Source organism: Marinitoga sp. 1138, assembly GCF_013363265.1.
Classification (GTDB): domain Bacteria; phylum Thermotogota; class Thermotogae; order Petrotogales; family Petrotogaceae; genus Marinitoga; species Marinitoga piezophila.
The window spans coordinates 81,002-100,408 of record NZ_LBFA01000024.1; the positions used below are offsets into that span (position 1 = coordinate 81,002).

Sequence of the window (19,407 nt, forward strand, 5' to 3'; positions counted from 1 at the left end):
TCTATATTATAATTTTTTTGTCTGAGCAAATTATAACATATTCTCCTTTCTTAGTCAAGGAAGTATTTATATTTTAATAAACAATTGTATTAAATTTTAATGTAATTCTATTACCAGTATTTCTGGTGATGAGAAAAGCCTTATATTAAACCATGCTCCAAGGCCTCTGTTTATATACATGATTTTATCTTTATCAAGTTCTTTTTTTCCTCTTAAATAAAAGGCATATTTTTTTAGTATTTTTTTTGTTAAATAAGGAATGTATATCTGTCCGCCATGTGTATGACCGGCAAGGATGAGATTTGATTGATCAAAGACTTCTTTGTTATAAAATATTGTGTCTGGGATATGTTCGAGGGTTATTGTGTAGCTTGCCGGTGTTGTGTCGATTCTGGTTATTTGTTTATATATAGGAAGCCCAATTAATTTTAGATTTAATTCTTTTATTTTAAGTATAGTGGTATTGTCATTTATTATGTGAATGTTTTTGTTGTTGTAGGCATTATTTACTTTATTTATATCATAGTAATCCCAATTTCCATATATTAAATAAACAGGTGCAATTTCACCTAGCAATTTGAAAAAGAGGGTTAAGTCTTTTTGTTCTGTATTTTTTATTATAGAGTCTCCAGTATATAATATTAAGTCAGGATTTTCTTTTTTTATTTCATTTAAAATCTTGTCATGAAAAAATATGTATTTATACATATGCAGATCGGTAATATGTATTATTTTTATATTTCCATTATATTCAGGAATGTCAATGCTGAGATAGCTTTTTTGCAAAGAAAATGGTTCTATTATTATTGAGTATATTGATATAATTATAATTAATGAGATAAAAGCTTTAAAATTCTTCATGTTTTGCTCCTTTCCGTAGATACATCTTAAATTTGTTTTGATAATCATAAATATTCAATTCTAAGATGAGATGATTGATAATGATTGCACAATATCCTGTTTATTATTTTATGTTAAAAATGATAAAATAAAATTACGACAATATTAAATATAGGGGGAGATAGTTATGGAGACAGTGACAATTTTAGATTTAGATGGAGAAAAGATTGAAATAAATACAGATACAGTTTTTCCTGTAATGCTCGCAGAAGTTATGTATGAAGGAGATTTAGATTTGTTAATGGCAGACTTAAAGTCGAATAAGAAGTTAATGAACGAAGCAAAGAAGATAAAAATACTTGCTGATAATATTCCTGGAATTTCTTCAAATTTTGTTACCCAGCCTTTCATTTTCTCCGAATTTCTTGCTTATTTAAAAGAGTTTGATTTAAAACCTTCTGATTTTAATCATGCCACGCTTAATGAACTTTATGATATAATTCTTGATTATGCAGACCATCACAATTTCGATGAATTAAAGGAAATTGTCAAGTTTATGATTGAGATCGATCCAAATTATACACCAGCATATGAAATTTTAGGTTCTGTGCTTGTTGAAGAGGGGAATCTTGAAGAAGGAAAGAAATATTTGGAATTGGCTGTTAAACAGGATCCATGGAATATAGCAGCATTGTCAGAATTGGGAGAAACATATTTTAATCTTGGAGAATATGAAAAAGCCGCAGAGATCTGGTTAAAAGAAGTTGAGTTAATGCCAGAAAATACGGTAACATATTTTATGATTGCTGATGCATATAGGCAATCAAAGAATTTTAAGAAAGCTGCAAGAATATTGGAGAAATTTTTAAATAAATATCCAAAGAGTATTCTGGCAAAATATGAGTTAATAGATATTTATAGAAAACTTGAAAGAACTATTGAAGCTGATGAATTGCAGGAAGAGATTGCAAATTCCCAGCCTGAATATGTGAGTGATGTTGAAATCTGGGCAAAGGTAATGTTCCAGAATGGAAAGTATGAAAATGTTGAGAAGTTTATTAATAAGTTCCTTGATAAAAATAAAGATTATGAACATTTTAGAATTTTATTGGCTATACCGATGTTAAAAACTGGGAAAAAAGAAGAGGCAAAATTGCTTATTAGGGAAATGAAGGAAAAGTATCCATGGTATTATTATGGTATGAAAAATATTCTGGAGGAGTTGCTTGAAGGTAATGAAAGAGATATTTTACAGGATTAAAGATGAAAATAAAATTAATAATTTATACTTACTCCCGATTTTATCGGGAGCTCTTTTTGTTCTTTTATTATATGGACTTTCAATGGATTTTTTTGTTTATATTATAATAATGATGATAGGAATTATAGACTTTAATACGTTTTTAATACCGGATATTTTAAATTATGCAATTTTATTTTTAGGTGTTATTTTTAGCTTTTCAGCGAAAAATATCTTCGTTGCCATATATTTGTATTTGACATTATGGATATTTGTTAGAAAAGGAAAGTTAGGGAAAGGTGATCAAATACTGCTTGCAGGAATTGGGATGTGTTTTGGCGAATCGGTTTTTGATATTATGTTGATTTCCTTGTTGATAGCGTTATTTTATCAATTAAAAAAGGGAAAAGAAAAGGTTCCATATGGATATTTTGTATCCATAGGAACCGCATTATATCTTATTATTAATAAGTTCTATCCATTCTCCATCATTTAAGTTTTCTGGTAAGGTTATATTTCCTATAGCAATTCTTTTGAGATCAATTACTTCAAGCCCAACAGCTTTCATCATACGTTTTACCTGATGAAATTTTCCTTCGGAGATTTTAATTGTAATTTTTTGGTTTTCTACCTTTTCTATTATTGCAGGTTTTGTGGTAAAATCCTTTAATTTGATTCCTTTTTTTAATTTTTCCAATTTTTCTTCAGTAATCTCTCCTTTTACTATTACTTCATAGGTTTTGTAAATGTCTTTTTTGGGAGAAATAATTTTATGTATATATTCACCGTCATTGGTAAGTATTAATAGACCATGTGCATCTTTATCAAGTCTTCCTGCTATTTTTAATTCATTTTTATATGGGTGGTTTATTAATTGAAGGACGTATTTGTCTTTTTTATCGTATGTTGCTGAAAGGTAGCCTTTTGGTTTGTTAATTATAATATAAATGTTTTTGTGTGGTATTATTTTTTTGTTATTGACCGTTATTTCATCGTTTTCTGAGACTTTAAATTCGGGCTTTTTTATTGTTTTACCGTTTACTTTTACAACACCGGCTTTAATAATTTTTTTTACTTCAGAACGTGTCCCAACCTTTGCATTTGCAAGGAATTTATCCAATCTCTCCATTAAAATCTTCCTTTTGTTACCGATGAATATACGTCTTCCAGGGATATTTTCATTTGTCTGAAGGAACATTTTATATTTTTATCTTTTAATAATTTTTCAAATTCATTTATTTTTAATGGAGTTTCTATAATTGCTGTTGTTGAGGAAATAATTTTTAATCCAAGTATATTTTCATTGTTTTTAAGTTCTTCAATATCTTTCAGGTATTCCTGAGATTCCAGCTCTATTTCTATAATGGAGAGTTTGTCTTCAAATTTTTTCATGAGGTTTATCATTTTATCGTATTCAACGATTTTTCCATCAACAATAATAGCAACTTCTGAAGCTATTTGTTCAACTTCCCACATATAATGCGAAGAAATGAGTATTGTCTTTTTGTTTTTAATATTTTCATCCAATATATATTCTCTTATAAATCGAGATGTTTCAACGTCTATAGCTATAGTTGGTTCATCTAAAAGAAGTAATTTTGGATTTTTTATTAAAGAACGGGCTATATTTAATTTTTGTTTATTTCCAGATGAAAGATTTTTTGTGAGTCTGTTTTTATATATTGAAAGTCCAAAATCTTCCAGTAATTCAATTGCTCGTGATTTTAAATCGTCTCTTACATTGCTTATTTTTCCAAATAAAATTAAATTTTCATATGGTGTAAGCTCATCTTCAAGAACTGTGTAGTCTGATACAAGGCTAATAATTTTTCTTACTTTATCCTTTTCTTTTACAACATCATATCCAAATGCTTTAACGCTTCCTGATGAAGGTAATATTAATGTAGAGATGATTTTCATTAAAGTGGATTTTCCTGCACCGTTTGGTCCTAATAATCCGACAATTTTTTGTTCGTCAACTGTAAAGTTTATATTGTTAAGAGCAATCACATCTCCAAATTTTCTTGTTACGTTTTTCATTTCAATGGCTTTTTCCATACTTTATTACCTCACATGTCGTATTTTAAATTCTTTCTTAATCTTCTTTCAAGATCGCGTTTTGCAATATCTTCTCTCTTGTCATATAATTTTTTACCTTTAACGAGAGCTATTTCTACCTTTACAAGCCCTTTGCTATTAATATACATCTTTAGAGGAATTATTGTTAATCCTTTTTCTTTAACTTTTTGATCCAGTTTTAATATTTCATATTTATGCATAAGCAATCTTCTTGGCCTTTCTGGATCGTGATTGAAAACAGAAGCGTTTTTATATTGACTAATATGAGCGTTGTATAAGAAAATTTCCCCTTTTTCTATTTTGCAAAAAGCATCTTTTAAATTTACTCTTCCATCTCTAATGGATTTCACTTCTGAACCCAAAAGTTCTATTCCCGCTTCATATTTTTCAAGAATATGATATTGAAAGGTTGCCTGTTTGTTATTGGCGACTATTTTCATTTATGATCCTCCATTTCTGAGCTTAATTTTTCTGAGAATTCATTTTTCCTTCTTATGGCTCTATTGATTCTTTCAGCGCGTTTTTTACCTATACCCGGAACGTTTATTAATTCATCCATGTTTGCTTTCATTAATGTTTCGAGATTTTTGAATGTTTCAACAACATTTCTTACAATAATTGAAGGTATTCTCGTTGAATATAATAGTCTAAATCCTCTTGGAGTTACAAAGAATTCTTCAAGGTCATTTTCTGTTTCTATATCATACCCAAGTTTTTGAGAGATTAGTTTCATATTTAAAAATTCTTCTGTTTTAAATCCGTCAAATAATTTTAAAGCTTCCTGGGGATATTGGAAATCGAGAAGATCTTTTGAATAATCCATAATTAATGCTCCAAGATATCTTGGAGTGATTCTATATATTTCATTTATTTCCAATTTTGAACTTTCTGCAGCTTCTCCAAGTTCGAGAAGGTATTTTTCTGCTTTTTGAGCTACTTTTAATGTCATGAATCCTTTTGATATTGCTTCAACAACTGTGGATAATATTACCCTGTTTTCCATTTCTGCAATATTAATTTCTGAAAGCAATTCAAAGAAGCTTTGCTTATATCTTTGTGCAACGGCAATTTCCTGGTTTAAACGAGGAAGGATTATAGTTTCTGGATATAGTACCCTGCTGTTTGTACCGTAATATATTGAAACCTGATTTCTTCTTTTTGAAACTGCTATGAGTATTTCATCTGTTTGTTTTGCCATTCTTTCTGCCGTTCTATGCCTCATGCCAGTTTGAAAACTCGGAATATTACTTGAAGGATTTAATTGAGCATTTGCATATAAGATTTTTGTGGCATCTTTATTTAAAACAATTGCTCCATCCATTTTTGCAAGTTCATACATTCTCTCCGGCTCAAATTCTGTATCTATAACAAAACCAAGCTGGATTAATCCTTTGCTTAAATGTTCTTCTGCATTATCAGTTAAGAAAATTAGGGCTCCTAAATTAGCTGAAATTATAAGGTCTATTCCATCCCTTAATTTTTTACCAGGAGCAAGTAATGAAAGTATGTCTGTAATGTCGTTTTTTGGAGTCATTATATCACCTGCCTTATGCAAAGAATCTTTTTACTAATTCACTGAGATTTGAAATTTTTATGTGTTCATTATTTTTAATCTTCTTAGAATTTGGTATTACAATATAATCAATTCCTAATTTTTTTGAAAATTCAATTCTTTTTTCAAGATTGTTTATATTTCTTATATTTCCATCAAGTCCTATTTCTCCCATTACAACAATAGAACCGCCAGTTGATATATCAAATAGCGAAGAAAGCAATGCGTATGCAATTGCTAAATCACTTGAAGTATCGGAAATTTTAAATCCTCCCGATGTACTTAAAAATATATCTTTTGATTCAATTGGAAGCCTCAATCTCTTGCTTAAAACTGCTATAATCATTAGTAGTCTATCTAAAGGGGCACCTGAGGTTACACGCCTTGGGTTTCCATATACAGGTTTGCTAACCAGTGCCTGTATTTCTATTGGAATTAATTTGCTTCCTTCCTTTACAATTGTCAAAACATTTCCAGAAGCAGTTTTATAATCTTTAAGAAAATAATTTGTATATTCAGATATTGGAATTAATCCTTTTTGTGTCATTTCAAACATTAATAGTTCGTCAGTGGGACCATATCTGTTTTTTAAAATTCTAAGCATTCTTAAACCAGAAGTTTTTTCCAGTTCAAATTGTAAAACAGCATCAACCATATGTTCTAAAACCTTTGGTCCGGCGATAATGCCGCCTTTTGTTACATGGCCCACTATTATAAGCGTGATGCCCTTCTTTTTACAATATTCGGATAAATAACGTGTAACTTCTTTTACCTGAAGAATACTCCCGGCAAAAGAAGAAAAATTTTCTGATTTTAATGTTTGTATTGAATCTATTATTAACATAGTTGGTTTTTCTTCTAATTTTTCAATTACAGATATTATCCGTTCAAGTGAATTTTCAAAGATTAAGCCAATTTTACTTCCATCTTTTTTTATTCCCAGTCGTTTAAATCGCTGAAATACCTGTTCTGCAGATTCTTCTCCGGAAACGTATATTACCATATTTTCACTACCAACAGATGAGGATATTTGTGTAAGTAAAGTGCTTTTTCCTATGCCAGGTTCACCGGCTAATAGATACACACCACTTTCAACAAAACCGCCATTTAAGACTTCGTCTAATTCTTTGAATCCTGTTTTTAATTTTTCCGGTTCGTTTATTTCATCGTCTAAAAATAGCAATTCTGTTGGTTCTGTTTTTATGTTTATGTTTGCTTTATCATCAAAAAGATCCGCGGTAAATTCTACCGCGGTATTCCATTCATTACATGAAGGACATTTTGCAAACCATTTTGTTGATTCGTATCCACAATTAGAACAAACAAAGTAATTTTGTCTCTTTTTACTCATTATGACACCTTCTGTTTTGGTTTAGAACTTCGTCCTTTTTTAAAGTGTATTTCGCCGTTTTTAGTATCTATTATTATTTTGTCTCCTTCTTTAAATCTTCCTCTTAATATTTCTTCTGAAAGCGGATCTTCAAGATATCTTTGAATGGCTCTTTTTAGAGGTCTTGCGCCAAAGATAGGATCGAATCCTTTTTCAATTAATAATTCTACAGCTGAATCTTTTATTTTAATGTGTAAGTCCTTTTCTTTAAGTCTTTTTTCAAGATCATTTAATTGAATTTTTATAATTTCTTTCATATGTTCTTTGGTTAATGGATGGAATACTACTGTTTCATCAAGTCTGTTTAAGAATTCAGGTTTAAAGGCTTTTCTAACTTCTTCCATTACAGATAGTTTTATTTCTTTGTATTTTTTCTCTTCTGATTCTTCATCGACAAATCCCATTGAACGTTTTGATTTATTAATTGATTCACTTCCAAGATTACTTGTCATGATAATTATAGAGTTTCTAAAGTCCACAATTCTTCCCTGTGAATCAGTTAATCTTCCATCATCCATTATCTGTAATAATAAGTTATATACATCAGGATGTGCCTTTTCTATTTCGTCAAGAAGTATTACAGAATATGGTCTTCTTCTTACAGCCTCTGTAAGCTGACCTCCTTCTTCATATCCAACATATCCTGGAGGTGCTCCAACAAGTCTTGAAACATTGAATTTTTCCATGTATTCAGACATATCAATTCTAACAAGTGCCTTTTCATCTCCGAAAAGATATTCAGCAATTGTTTTTGCCAATTCTGTTTTACCAACTCCTGTTGGTCCAAGGAATAAAAATACTCCTGTTGGTCTTTTTGGATCTTTAATTCCGCTTCTTGCTCTTCTAATTGCCTTGGAAACGGCTTTTATTGCATCATCCTGACCAATAACTCTTTCGTGTAATACAGCTTCAAGATTAAGCAATCTTTCCATTTCAGACATTTCAAGCTTTTTAAGTGGAACGCCAGTCCAATCAGAAACAACTTCAGATATATGTTCATCTGTGATTTCTATAATTTCCTTTTCGGCTTTTTCGCGCCATTCTTTATATTTCTTTTTGTATTTTGATTTTAATTTTACCAATTCTGTTTTTATTTCTTCTATTTTGTCATACTCATCATTTTGAGCGTAATAATCTTTTTTGTTTTCAAGCTCAGAAATTTTATTTAGCATCTTTTTAAGATTTGCTGGTAATGTTAAAGCATTTAATCTGGATCGTGCACCAGCTTCATCTATTAAATCAACAGCTTTATCCGGTAAAAATCTATCTGTAATATACCTTAGTGAAAGATTTACAGCAGCTTCAATTGCTTCATTTGTATATTTTACCTTATGATGCTCTTCGTATTTTGATTTTATTCCTTTTAAGATTTCAATTGCTTCTTCATATGTTGGTTCATTTACATATATTTTCTGGAATCTTCTTTCCAATGCAGGATCTTTTTCTATAAATTTTCTATACTCTGAAGGTGTGGTTGCACCGATTATAGTTATATCTCCACTTGCTAAAGCTGGTTTTAAAACATTTGCAGCGTCCATTGAAGATCCTTCTGCAGCTCCAGCTTCAACTATCATGTGCAATTCATCTATAAACAATATTATGTCTTTATTTTTTTCGAGAATTTGCATTAATTTCTTCATTCTCTTTTCAAATTCGCCACGATACTTTGTTCCAGCAACAAGTGAAGTTAAATCAAGCGAGAAAATACTTTTGTTTTTTAATACTTCTGGAACATCACCTTTTACAATTCTTTCTGCTAAACCTTCAACTATAGCACTTTTACCAACTCCTGCTTCACCGATTAAAACAGGATTATTCTTTTTTCTTCTTGCAAGAATTTCCATAACTCTTCTAATTTCAACTTCTCTTCCTATAATAGGATCGAGCAGATTTTTAGCAGCTTTTTCAGTAAGATCAGAGCCATATCCTTCCAGTTGCTTTATAGCATTTTGTTTTTGTCTTATCCTTTCTTCATTTTCTTCTTCAAACATTGTAATATCTGTTTCCTCGCTTTTTTCTTTATTCATCATGAGATCAGCGAGTTTTTTCCTCATTTCAACAAGGTTTATACCTATTCTTCTTAAAACATGTGCGGCAATACCTTCGCCTTCCCTGCAAATGCCAAGTAATAAATGTTCGGCATCAATTTGAGTTGTTCCTAAAATTTCTGATTCGTCATATGCTAATTCAATAATTCTTTTTGCCCTTGGTGTTGGTTGCGGTGAAGCACCAACAATGTTATGTGTTGCATTTACACCTACAATATTGGTTATTTCAGCTTTGATTTTTCCATATGTAAGATTATAATATGAGAATATTTGAGAAAGGTATTTTCCTCCAACTTTTAATAAACCAAGTAATAAGTGTTCAGTTCCAACGTATGGATGCCCCATAAATCTTGCTTCGTTTTGTGCTTCGATAAATACTTTTGCAGCTCTATCTGTAAAATTATCAAACATATTATCACCTCCGTTTTGCGAATCACTATTAATTCTAACACATTTTATGAAAATTATGAAGTTCTTTCAGTAAAATTTGTGTTTAACATACAAAAATATCAAAAAAAATAATATATGATAAAATTTATCCAATTCTACTTATAAAAACGTTTTTAAACCTTAAAAAATATTTCAAGTATATTTTAAAATAAAGGAGTTTAATTACGATAGACTATTCTATCAATTGGAGGCGATATGATGTCAGAGCTCTTGGTCTTGGGAATCACTATTGTGGCGTATTATTTTATTATTTTTGCAAGAAATGTAAAAAAATCGATTATTACTTTTTTCTTTGGAACGTTATTATTTATATTAAAACCTGTTGAAGGACTTGAATTTGAAAATGTTGGTAACATAGTTAGTTTTGAAACACTTGGTATTTTACTTGGTATGATGATTATTGTAGAAATTCTAAAAGAAAGTGGTTTTTTTACATTTGTTGCAATTAATGCCATAAAAATGAGCAGGTATAAATTCTGGGTTGTTATTTTTCTTATTATGCTTGTTATAGCTTTATTTTCTGCTTTTCTTGATAATCTTATAACCATTATGCTTATGGCTCCAATTATCTTCTTGATTGCTGATACTTTAGAAGTTAACCCCATACCATTTTTAATGTTATCCATTTATATAGATAATATTGGCGGTATGAGCACATTGATAGGTAGTCCTTTAAATATTGTTCTTGGATCAATTGGTGAATTGGATTTCGCCACGTTTTTAGGTAAAATGCTTCCAATAACAGCTATTTCGTTCTTAAGTGTATTATTTATATTTAAGGTTACAAATAAAGTGGATTCAAAGGTGTATAATCAGAGATTAAAAGAAAAGCTTTCAACTATTGATCCTACAAAAGCAATTGAAAATAAATCATTAATGTATAAGGGGATTATTGTTTTTGCAATAGTTCTGGCAGGGTTTATGTTTCACTCAGCTATAAATATAGATCTTGCATTAATTGCTGTTATTGGTGCATTGACATTGATGTTATTAACACAAAAAGATTTTGAAAGTATGTCAAAAGATTTAGATTGGGACACAATGTTCTTTTATGCAGGATTATTTACTATAGCTTATTCTCTTGAAGAGATTGGTGTTACTCAGGCAATTGCACATTTATTTGATCCGTTAATGGGAACACCAAAAGTATTAATGATAGTTATAGCATGGATTTCAGCGTTTACTATTCCGTTTTTAAGTGCAGTTCCAGGGACATTAATTATGGCACCTGTTATAAAATTACTTGTAATGAATGGAGCGCCATTTGATTTGTGGTATGCATATGCAATAGGGGCAAACCTTGGAACGAACTTAACTCCTCTTGGAGCAGTACAAAATCTTGTAGGTGTTTCATTATTAGAAAAAAACTACCAGAAAACCATAACCTTTGCCGAATATATGAAAATGTCTGTGCTTCCAGTTTTGATACCTTTAATCCTCGGAACAGCATATTTAATATTTTTCTTTTAAATATTATAAAAATGAATTAGGTTGTCCAATAATTAAAAACACTCAAACCTTGATTGCTAATCTTCAAAAATTAATTAAAGTCAACCTCAGGGTTGGCTTTTTTATTTAGTTCATTTTTCTATGATATAATATTTTAGTAAAATAACTTTTATTCTATATATGTATAATTAATATAACTCTTATTATGGGAGTGATAAGTATGAATAAGGTTATCTTTGAGAAAAAAATAAATAATATTCAATTTCAGATTGTTGTTGGTGATTTAACAAAAGAAGATGTAGATGCAATTGTTAATGCAGCTAATTCTTATCTTTCACATGGTGGTGGAGTTGCAGCAGCTATTGCGAGAGCAGGAGGATATATTATTCAAAAAGAAAGCGATGAATTGGTAAAAAAGAATGGTATAATTAAAACTGGAAATGTTGGAGTAACTTCAGGTGGTAATTTAAAGGCAAAATATGTAATTCATGCTGTTGGACCGGTATGGCATGGCGGCAATGAAAATGAAGAAGAATTATTATATAATGCAATATATAATTCGTTAAAAAAAGCCAATGAGTTAAATATAAAATCCATATCATTTCCTGCGATAAGTTCAGGTATTTTTGGATATCCTTTTGATAAAGCCTGCGATGTTTATAAAAAGGCTATTGAAGATTTTTCAAAGGAATTTAACCAACCAAATTTAATCCGTTTTTGCTTTATAGATGCCACAAGGGCTCAACGATTTTCTAAAATATTTTAATATGTATAGTATCTGGAGGTTATAATGGCAACTTTAAAAATTAGACCGGAAAAAAAACCCATAAAAAAGAAAAGAAATACTTTATCCGAACATTTAAAAACAATAAAAGCACAAAAAAGCGATGAAGAAAAAATTCATAAGGAATTAAAAAAACTTTCGTTTTCCTCAAATGCTGGAGTTGGATGGTTGAAAATTGTATTTTCCAGCTTTAATTTTTTAATTTCGTTGTTTTTAATTTCAATAATTCTTTTTATAAATTTTGAAAAAGAATTACTTCAAAGTATGCTTGGAACGCATTTTTCTTTTGAAACAAAAGGGATAATGATTTTGGGTATATTGTTTTTATTATATAGTATAATTGAACAATTTAATGCTATTTATTATTTAAAAGAATCTTTAAAATGGTATAGAATAACCTGTATTTTAAAGTTTATAGTTTCGTTATTGATGATTTTTTCTATTGTTTATTTGATATCGAAAAGCGGAATTCAATGGTTTGGTATATCGTTATTTGGAAATACAACGCTTGGTAAAAATAAGTTATTTTATATTCCGAGTATTGTATATCTTACATATTCAATATATCTTTCTCTTTTATCGTATTATGATTTATTAAAGTAAATAAATAATTAAAAATAAAATGACTATAGGAGGTTGTTGCAATGGTAAAACAGGAATATGATGTTGTAATTATTGGAGGAGTAGCAGCTGGAACAAGTGCCGCTGCAAGTGCAAAAAGAGGTAATAAAGACTTAAAAATTGCTATATTTCAAAAAGAACCATATATTTCATATGGTGGATGTGGATTGCCATATGTAATTAGTGGCGACGTAAAATCTCCAGAAGCAGTAATAGCTTTAACACCAGAAACATTTAAAGAAAAAAAAGGTGCAGATGTATTTGTAAATCATGAAGTATATGAAGTTGATTTTTCAAATAAGATTTTATATGTAAAATCAGGTGATGAAGAAAAAGAGGTTTCATATAAAAAGCTGGTTATTTCAACAGGTGCTTCACCAATAATTCCTGATTTTAAAGCATGGGGAGAAGAAGGAATATTTAAATTAAGAAATCCTGATGATGCAGCTTCAATTTTAAAATTTATAAATGAAAAAAGTCCAGAAACGGCAATTGTTATTGGTGGAGGATTTATAGGTGTTGAAACAGCAGAAGCTTTAAAATCACATGGTATAGAAATTACGATAATTGAAGGAATGGATCATTTATTGGGAAGTATTGAGCCAGAAATTCATGAAGAGTTTAAAACAGCAATTGAATCAAAAGGTGTAAAACTTGTATTTAATACCTTTGCAAAAGATATTATAAAAGAAAACGGTAAATTTAAAGTATTAACCGATGAAAATACATATGAAGCAGATATGGTAATTGTTTCAATTGGAGTTAGACCAAATACGGCATTTTTACAGGGTAAAGGATTGGAAATGGCTAAAAATGGTGCTATTATAGTTAATAACAAAATGGAAACCAATATAAAAGACGTATATAGCGCAGGAGATTGTGCAACTGTAAATCATTTTATAACAAATGAAAATGTATATATTCCACTTGGAACAACAGCTAATAAACAGGGAAGAATTGCAGGTAAAAATATTTCAGGAGGCAATGACTCATTTATAGGTGTTGTTGGTTCATTAATTACTAAATTTGAAGATATTGAGTATGCAAAGACAGGTTTAACACTTAAAGAAGCGCTTGAAAAAGGATTTGATGCTGAAGCAGTTGTTATAAAATCAGGTAGTAAAGCACATTATTATAAAGGTTCAAAGAAAATATTAATGAAATTGGTTTTCGAAAAGAAAACAGGAAGGATTTTAGGCGCTCAATTTGTAGGTGGCGAAATTCATCCAAGATTAAATGCAATAACTTCATTAATATATAATAACGGTACAGTTGATATGTTAAGAAATATGGACTTAGCATATTCACCACCGTTCTCACCAGTTTGGGATATTGATTTAGTTGCAGCTACTCAGGCAATGAAAAAAATATAAAAAATAAAAAATAAAAAAATAATATGGAGGGTACTCCGTGAAAATTTCTGAATATGTTATTTCTAAATTGGGATTTTATCCTTTTGATTTTGATGGTGAAATTGAAGAAGATTCATATTTAATTTTAAAGTTATTTGATCCACTTAGCGAATCAGAAGAAAGATTATATAAGCGTTTCTTTTCAAGACTATCAAAGAAACCTGTTAAAATAAAACTTCTTAATAAGAAGGAACCAGCGTATATATTAGAAAAATGGCTGGACCTAATTGCCGGTAATAGTGAAGAAAATTATTTAAGGTTTATAGTTCCAGATATAGAAAATAATTCCCTTGTATTTAGAGTGGCTAATAAATTTGCATTTGATAGAGTTAGAAAATATAGAAAAAATGTAGAAAATATTGTTTCGAGGACATTGGGGTATTTACCAGAATATGAGTTTATTTACGATGAATCCTTAAACATAGATTATAATGAATTATCTGACGAAAATGATTTTGATTATCACAATAATGAATATAATAATGAGCATATACCTGTAAATACAGTGCCTCAGGCTGTAGTTAATAATGAATTTTCAGATAATATAAAAAATGAAGATAATGAAAAAGACAAAGTGATTATAGGTTCTTATTTTAAGAAGGTATCTGTGCCTATTGATAAATTAAATGAAGTAATGTATCATACATCTAATGTTGTAGTTGAAGGAAAGGTGTTTTTCAAAGAATTTAACGACAGGGCAATTATTGTTACTTTATATATTACTGATAATAGGGATTCAATAACAATCAAATCGTTTAAAAATAATGCTGAAAAAGTAAATAATGAAATATCTGTAGGAGATAGCATAAAGGTTGAAGGTAAGATACAATATGATGAATTTCAGAAAGAATATGTAATAATACCTTTTAATATACTAAAAACAGAAACAAAAGAAAGAATAGATGATTGTGAAGAAAAAAGAGTGGAATTACATGCGCACTCTAAGTTTAGTGCTCTTGATTCGGTTCTTGATGTAGAAGAGTTAGTTTCAACAGCAGCTAAGTGGGGGCATAAAGCTGTTGCGATTACTGATCATGAAGTTGTTCAATCAATACCAACGTTTTATAGCATTGCTAAAAAGAAGGGTATAAAACCAATTTTTGGTTGTGAAATTAATGTTGTAAATAACAAGGTTTCAATTGCATATAATTTAGATAAAGAATATGGATTTGATGCAGATTTTGTTGTATTTGACTTTGAAACTACCGGTTTTGATCCAAATGCAGAAGAAATAATAGAAATTGGTGCTGTAAAGATTGAGAATGGACAAATTACAGATATTTTCCATAAACTTATAAAACCATCAAAACCTGTTCCTTTGAAGATTCAACAAATAACAGGAATAACCAATGAAATGCTGGAAGACGCACCGGATATATCCGATGTTCTCCCAGAATTTATGGATTTTATAGGAGATAGCATTTTAGTTGCTCATAATGCCAATTTTGACTACAGGTTTTTAAGAAGATGGGTAAAAGAAATAATGGATATAGATCTTGTAAAACCGTATATAGACACATTGGCTATGGCGAGAGCTTTGTTAAATCTTAAAGGTGGGCATTCACTTGATAAAGTGGTTAAGTCTTTGGGCCTGGAAAATTTTGAACATCATAGAGCTCATGAAGATGCTAAAATAACAGCCAAGGTATTTTTAAAACTCCTTGAAAAAGCCAGAGGAAGAGGAATAAAAGAAATAAATTCCTTAATGAATCTTGAAAAAATGATTGATTTTAAAAAGTTAAGAAAGCATCATGCTACTGTGTTGGTAAAAAATAGAACAGGTTTGAAAAATTTATATAAATTAGTTTCTAAAGCACATACAGAATATTTTTATAGGGATACCACAGTTTTATTAAGTGAGTTACTTGAAAATAGAGAAGGGCTTTTAATAGGTAGTGGCTGTACAAAAAACCTTATTTATGAAGAATATTCAAGAGGAGCTTCACAGGATGAAATAAATTCGTTGATTAGTATGTATGATTATATAGAAATACAACCTCTTGACAGTATAGAACATAAAAATGTTGATAAAGAACAGATAAAGGAATTTTATAGGGTAATATATAATAGTGCGAAAGATTTTAATATACCTGTTGTTATGACATCTAATGCGCATTATCTAAATAAAGAGGATAAAAAAATAAGAGATGCGTTAATAATCGGCTCTGCCACAAAAGGCCAGAAAAAACATGTATATAATTCCAATAAATACTTTAGAACAACAAAAGAAATGTTAGATGCAGCATACGAAATATTTGAAGATGAAAATATAGCAAAAGAAATCGTTATTGAAAATACAAATAAAATTGCAGATTTAATAGAAGAAATACAGCCGCTTGAAGGAAAGCTGCATCCGCCAATTATCGAGGGTGCAGATGATACAGTAAGACAAATGAGCTGGGAAAAAGCAAAGGAAATATACGGAGATCCTCTTCCGGAAATAGTAAAAGCGCGTATTGAAAGAGAATTAAATTCTATTATAAATCATGGTTATGCAGTTTTATACTTAATGGCCCAGAAAATTGTAAAAAAATCCAATGATGATGGTTATCTTGTTGGGTCAAGGGGATCTGTAGGATCATCTCTTGTAGCAACAATGATGGGGATTACAGAAGTTAATCCTTTGCCACCACATTATGTATGTCCTAAATGTAAATATAGCGAATTTATTACAGACGGTTCTTATGATTCGGGATATGATTTGCCTGATAAAAAGTGTCCACATTGTGGAATTGAAATGAAGAAAAATGGTCAGGATATACCTTTTGAAACATTCATGGGATTTGAAGGTGACAAAGTTCCTGATATTGATTTGAATTTTTCTGGCGAATATCAATCAAGAGCACATAAGTTTATTGAAGAGTTATTTGGTTCTGAACATGTATTTAGAGCTGGTACTATATCTACTGTTGCAGAAAAAACTGCATATGGATATGTAAAAAAATATGCTGAAGAATTTGCACCTGGAATGAGAAATTCAGAAATTTTAAGAATTGCAAAAAAAATTGAAGGTGCAAGAAGAACCACAGGTCAGCATCCAGGTGGTTTAATGATAGTTCCAAAAAATATGGATGTATATGATTTTACACCTGTTCAATATCCAGCAAACGATAAAAAAGCAAATACAATGACAACGCATTTTGATTATCATGTTATCCACGATGATCTTGTAAAACTCGATGCACTTGGGCACGATGATCCTACATTTTTAAAAATGCTCAGTGATCTCACTGGTGTTGAATATTTTAATATAAAAATGGATGACAAAGAAACTATGTCTATTTTTTCTTCAACAAAAGCACTGGGAATAGATTTGAAAAGTGAATTGAAAACAACAGTAGGGACATTGGGAATACCGGAATTTGGAACACAATTTGTTAGGGGAATGTTAGAAGAAACAAAACCCAAAACATTTGCAGCTTTGGTTCGAATTTCAGGACTTTCCCACGGAACAGATGTATGGCTTAACAATGCAAGAGATTTAATTGTTGCTAAAAAAGCTACAGTTGATGAAGTTATTGCCTGTCGTGATGATATTATGAATTATTTAATACAGAAAGGGTTAGATAAAAAACACTCATTCTTCATTATGGAAAAGGTTAGAAAGGGAAAAGGATTAGCTCCGGAAGATGAAGAGGCCATGGTAAAAAACAAAGTGCCTGAATGGTTTATAGGTTCATGTAAAAAAATAAAGTATCTTTTCCCTAAAGCGCACGCTGCGGCATATGTAAGTATGGCGTTCAGAATTGCATATTTTAAAGTGCATTATCCACTTGCTTTTTATGCAACATACTTTTCTGTTAAAGGTGATGAATTTAATACCGCTATTATTTTAAGAGGAAAACCAGCAATTAAGGGAAGAATCTTTGAATTAAAGGCATCAAAGTCACTTGATGTAAAGGAAAAAAATGAATTAACTGTGCTTGAATTGGCATATGAAATGATATTAAGAGGTTTTGACTTTTTACCGCCAGATATATATAAATCAGATGCAAAAAACTTTATTATAGAAGGTAATAAATTAAGAATTCCGTTTATTAAAATACCAAATCTTGGAGAAAAAGCTGCAATTAGTATTGTAAAAGCAAGAGAAGAAAGGAAATTTCTTTCAATTGAGGATTTGTTAAATAGAACAGGAATAAATAAAACAACTGTTGAAACATTTAAAAAAATGGGTATATTAAAAGGATTGCCAGAAAGAAATCAGGTAAATCTATTTGAAAGTCTTATGTGAGGTTGGTGAGAAGTATGCCGGTAACTGTGCTGGTTGTAGATGATTCAAAATTTGATAGGATTATTTTAAAGGATATGCTTGAAAATCTGGGATATATGGTTGTTGGAGAAGCAGAAAATGGAAAAGAAGCTGTAAAAGAGTATTTTAAAACAATGCCAGATATAGTTTTAATGAATCTTATGATGCCTGTTATGAATGGTATAGAAGCTATGACATTTATACTTGAGAATGATCCATCGGCGAATATTATAGTTACATCATCTTCAAGTGAAAAGAAATACGTTACCGAAGCAATAAAAAACGGTGCAAAGGATTTTCTTGTTATTCCTATTAAAGAAAAAAAGTTAATAGAAGCAATAGAAAACATATTATCAGCAAAATAGCGGGATTTACTCCCGCTATTTTTATTTCACATTTTCATAAAAAGTTTTGACAATTAATGTCCATAATTCTGCAGTTCTCGGAAAGTTAAATCCTCCGCCGCCTAATAAGATTACAGGAAATTTATTTTTCTTTGCACATCTTGCCAGTACAACTGATATGGATTTATAAAACCTTTCGCTAAGGTTTATTGATGACATTGGATCATACATATCACCATCTACACCCATTTGAATTATAAGCATTTCCGGTTTAAAGAATCTAATTTCATTTGGAATTGTGGATAAAACCCTTGTCATAATTTCCTGTTCGGATTCACCAGGAGTTATTGGAATATTAAGGTTTGTTTTTTTATTTTCAGAAGTAAATCCGCTTACATATGGATATTGTGTAGAAGGATCCTGATGGATAGATATGGTATACACAGAATCATCGTTTAAAAAAGCTCGTTGTGTTCCATCGCCATGATGAACATCCCAATCAATTATCATAACTTTTGAAAATCCTTTCTTTTGAGCATATTTAGCGCCAATAACAACATCATTGAAAATACAGAACCCTCTTGCTCTATTTTCAAAAGCGTGATGCCAACCTCCACAGAGGTTAACAGAAATTCTTGCATCATCAGTAATTGAATTTATTGCTGTTAATGTTGCGCCAACAGAAAGCCTTGCAGGATTATACATGTTTTTTACAGGTGTTTCAGCAGAACCGCCAATATTTTCTTCAATACTTTTTATATAATCTAAAGTGTGGAATAAAGCTAATTCCTCTTTTTCTGCGTATTCTGGAGAAATTAAATTATATTCCAAATCTTCCTCTTTTTTTAGTCTTTCAATACCTTTTTTGCACCTGATGCTTCTCAAAGGATGACCGGGACCAAAATCATATTCCATCAATCTTTCATCCCAGATAATATTAATCATA

The 19,407-nt window shown here is 30.1% G+C and carries 16 protein-coding genes; 8 read left to right on the forward strand and 8 right to left on the reverse strand.

Annotation, left to right across the window (positions count from 1 at the left end):
- Window positions 1-96 precede the first annotated feature (96 nt).
- Window positions 97-861, reverse strand: coding sequence for a metallophosphoesterase (locus XO11_RS08520; protein ID WP_014297194.1), 765 nt, complete (start codon window positions 859-861; stop codon window positions 97-99).
- A gap of 166 nt (window positions 862-1,027) precedes the next feature.
- Here XO11_RS08520 and XO11_RS08525 point away from each other — a divergent pair, with 166 nt between their 5' ends.
- Together XO11_RS08525 and XO11_RS08530 are read left to right on the forward strand one after the other, a co-directional pair.
- On the forward strand, window positions 1,028-2,101 hold the full coding sequence (locus XO11_RS08525; protein WP_175418492.1) for a lipopolysaccharide assembly protein LapB: 1,074 nt from the start codon (window positions 1,028-1,030) through the stop codon (window positions 2,099-2,101).
- Complete coding sequence (locus XO11_RS08530; RefSeq protein WP_156865427.1) at window positions 2,076-2,576, forward strand: prepilin peptidase; 501 nt, start codon at window positions 2,076-2,078, stop codon at window positions 2,574-2,576. Before XO11_RS08525 ends, XO11_RS08530 begins: the two co-directional genes overlap by 26 nt.
- On the opposite strand, the gene XO11_RS08535 is transcribed toward XO11_RS08530, so the two are convergent.
- From XO11_RS08535 to XO11_RS08560, 6 genes are read right to left on the reverse strand one after another with little or no spacing between them, the layout of a single operon-like run.
- Window positions 2,532-3,209 carry a pseudouridine synthase gene (locus XO11_RS08535; protein ID WP_014297197.1) on the reverse strand — a complete coding sequence of 226 codons (678 nt, stop codon included), beginning with the start codon at window positions 3,207-3,209 and terminating at the stop codon, window positions 2,532-2,534. The two genes, XO11_RS08530 and XO11_RS08535, sit on opposite strands and share 45 nt — an antisense overlap.
- Entirely contained in the window at window positions 3,209-4,138 is a 930-nt protein-coding gene (locus XO11_RS08540) for an ABC transporter ATP-binding protein (RefSeq protein ID WP_014297198.1), read from the reverse strand. Before XO11_RS08540 ends, XO11_RS08535 begins: the two co-directional genes overlap by 1 nt.
- An 11-nt stretch (window positions 4,139-4,149) precedes the next feature.
- Window positions 4,150-4,599: an SsrA-binding protein SmpB gene (smpB, locus tag XO11_RS08545; protein WP_014297199.1), complete on the reverse strand. Its 450-nt coding sequence runs from the start codon at window positions 4,597-4,599 to the stop codon at window positions 4,150-4,152.
- On the reverse strand, window positions 4,596-5,693 hold the full coding sequence (gene disA, locus XO11_RS08550) for a DNA integrity scanning diadenylate cyclase DisA (RefSeq protein WP_014297200.1): 1,098 nt from the start codon (window positions 5,691-5,693) through the stop codon (window positions 4,596-4,598). Before disA ends, smpB begins: the two co-directional genes overlap by 4 nt.
- A 13-nt stretch (window positions 5,694-5,706) precedes the next feature.
- Complete coding sequence (radA, locus tag XO11_RS08555; RefSeq protein ID WP_014297201.1) at window positions 5,707-7,062, reverse strand: DNA repair protein RadA; 1,356 nt, start codon at window positions 7,060-7,062, stop codon at window positions 5,707-5,709.
- On the reverse strand, window positions 7,062-9,560 hold the full coding sequence (locus tag XO11_RS08560; protein ID WP_175418493.1) for an ATP-dependent Clp protease ATP-binding subunit: 2,499 nt from the start codon (window positions 9,558-9,560) through the stop codon (window positions 7,062-7,064). Before XO11_RS08560 ends, radA begins: the two co-directional genes overlap by 1 nt.
- A gap of 237 nt (window positions 9,561-9,797) precedes the next feature.
- Between XO11_RS08560 and XO11_RS08565 the strand changes: the two genes are divergently transcribed.
- The 6 genes from XO11_RS08565 to XO11_RS08590 all read left to right on the forward strand — a co-directional run bounded on the left by XO11_RS08565 (window position 9,798) and on the right by XO11_RS08590 (window position 18,482).
- Window positions 9,798-11,069: an SLC13 family permease gene (locus XO11_RS08565; RefSeq protein ID WP_014297203.1), complete on the forward strand. Its 1,272-nt coding sequence runs from the start codon at window positions 9,798-9,800 to the stop codon at window positions 11,067-11,069.
- 199 nt (window positions 11,070-11,268) lie between these two features.
- The gene (locus XO11_RS08570) at window positions 11,269-11,814 is read left to right on the forward strand and encodes a macro domain-containing protein (protein ID WP_175418494.1); all 546 of its coding nucleotides are present in this window, start codon (window positions 11,269-11,271) and stop codon (window positions 11,812-11,814) included.
- Window positions 11,815-11,838: 24 nt separating this feature from the next.
- Window positions 11,839-12,435: a hypothetical protein gene (locus XO11_RS08575; protein ID WP_014297205.1), complete on the forward strand. Its 597-nt coding sequence runs from the start codon at window positions 11,839-11,841 to the stop codon at window positions 12,433-12,435.
- A 41-nt stretch (window positions 12,436-12,476) separates the two neighbouring features.
- Entirely contained in the window at window positions 12,477-13,826 is a 1,350-nt protein-coding gene (locus XO11_RS08580) for an FAD-dependent oxidoreductase (RefSeq protein ID WP_014297206.1), read from the forward strand.
- 37 nt (window positions 13,827-13,863) lie between these two features.
- A complete protein-coding gene (locus XO11_RS08585; protein ID WP_175418495.1) occupies window positions 13,864-18,099 on the forward strand; it encodes a PolC-type DNA polymerase III in 4,236 nt (1,411 codons plus the stop codon).
- A 14-nt stretch (window positions 18,100-18,113) separates the two neighbouring features.
- Window positions 18,114-18,482: a response regulator gene (locus tag XO11_RS08590; protein ID WP_014297208.1), complete on the forward strand. Its 369-nt coding sequence runs from the start codon at window positions 18,114-18,116 to the stop codon at window positions 18,480-18,482.
- A gap of 21 nt (window positions 18,483-18,503) precedes the next feature.
- Here the strand turns inward: XO11_RS08590 and XO11_RS08595 are convergent, their stop codons facing one another.
- The gene (locus tag XO11_RS08595) at window positions 18,504-19,406 is read right to left on the reverse strand and encodes a deacetylase (protein ID WP_014297209.1); all 903 of its coding nucleotides are present in this window, start codon (window positions 19,404-19,406) and stop codon (window positions 18,504-18,506) included.
- Window position 19,407 lies beyond the last annotated feature (1 nt).

Coding starts and splice junctions, on each gene's coding strand:
- XO11_RS08520 (WP_014297194.1), bottom strand. CDS start 861: ATGAAGAATTTTAAAGCTTTTATCTCATTAATTATAATTATATCAATA.
- XO11_RS08525 (WP_175418492.1), top strand. CDS start 1,028: ATGGAGACAGTGACAATTTTAGATTTAGATGGAGAAAAGATTGAAATA.
- XO11_RS08530 (WP_156865427.1), top strand. CDS start 2,076: ATGAAAGAGATATTTTACAGGATTAAAGATGAAAATAAAATTAATAAT.
- XO11_RS08535 (WP_014297197.1), bottom strand. CDS start 3,209: ATGGAGAGATTGGATAAATTCCTTGCAAATGCAAAGGTTGGGACACGT.
- XO11_RS08540 (WP_014297198.1), bottom strand. CDS start 4,138: ATGGAAAAAGCCATTGAAATGAAAAACGTAACAAGAAAATTTGGAGAT.
- smpB (WP_014297199.1), bottom strand. CDS start 4,599: ATGAAAATAGTCGCCAATAACAAACAGGCAACCTTTCAATATCATATT.
- disA (WP_014297200.1), bottom strand. CDS start 5,693: ATGACTCCAAAAAACGACATTACAGACATACTTTCATTACTTGCTCCT.
- radA (WP_014297201.1), bottom strand. CDS start 7,062: ATGAGTAAAAAGAGACAAAATTACTTTGTTTGTTCTAATTGTGGATAC.
- XO11_RS08560 (WP_175418493.1), bottom strand. CDS start 9,560: ATGTTTGATAATTTTACAGATAGAGCTGCAAAAGTATTTATCGAAGCA.
- XO11_RS08565 (WP_014297203.1), top strand. CDS start 9,798: ATGTCAGAGCTCTTGGTCTTGGGAATCACTATTGTGGCGTATTATTTT.
- XO11_RS08570 (WP_175418494.1), top strand. CDS start 11,269: ATGAATAAGGTTATCTTTGAGAAAAAAATAAATAATATTCAATTTCAG.
- XO11_RS08575 (WP_014297205.1), top strand. CDS start 11,839: ATGGCAACTTTAAAAATTAGACCGGAAAAAAAACCCATAAAAAAGAAA.
- XO11_RS08580 (WP_014297206.1), top strand. CDS start 12,477: ATGGTAAAACAGGAATATGATGTTGTAATTATTGGAGGAGTAGCAGCT.
- XO11_RS08590 (WP_014297208.1), top strand. CDS start 18,114: ATGCCGGTAACTGTGCTGGTTGTAGATGATTCAAAATTTGATAGGATT.
- XO11_RS08595 (WP_014297209.1), bottom strand. CDS start 19,406: ATGATTAATATTATCTGGGATGAAAGATTGATGGAATATGATTTTGGT.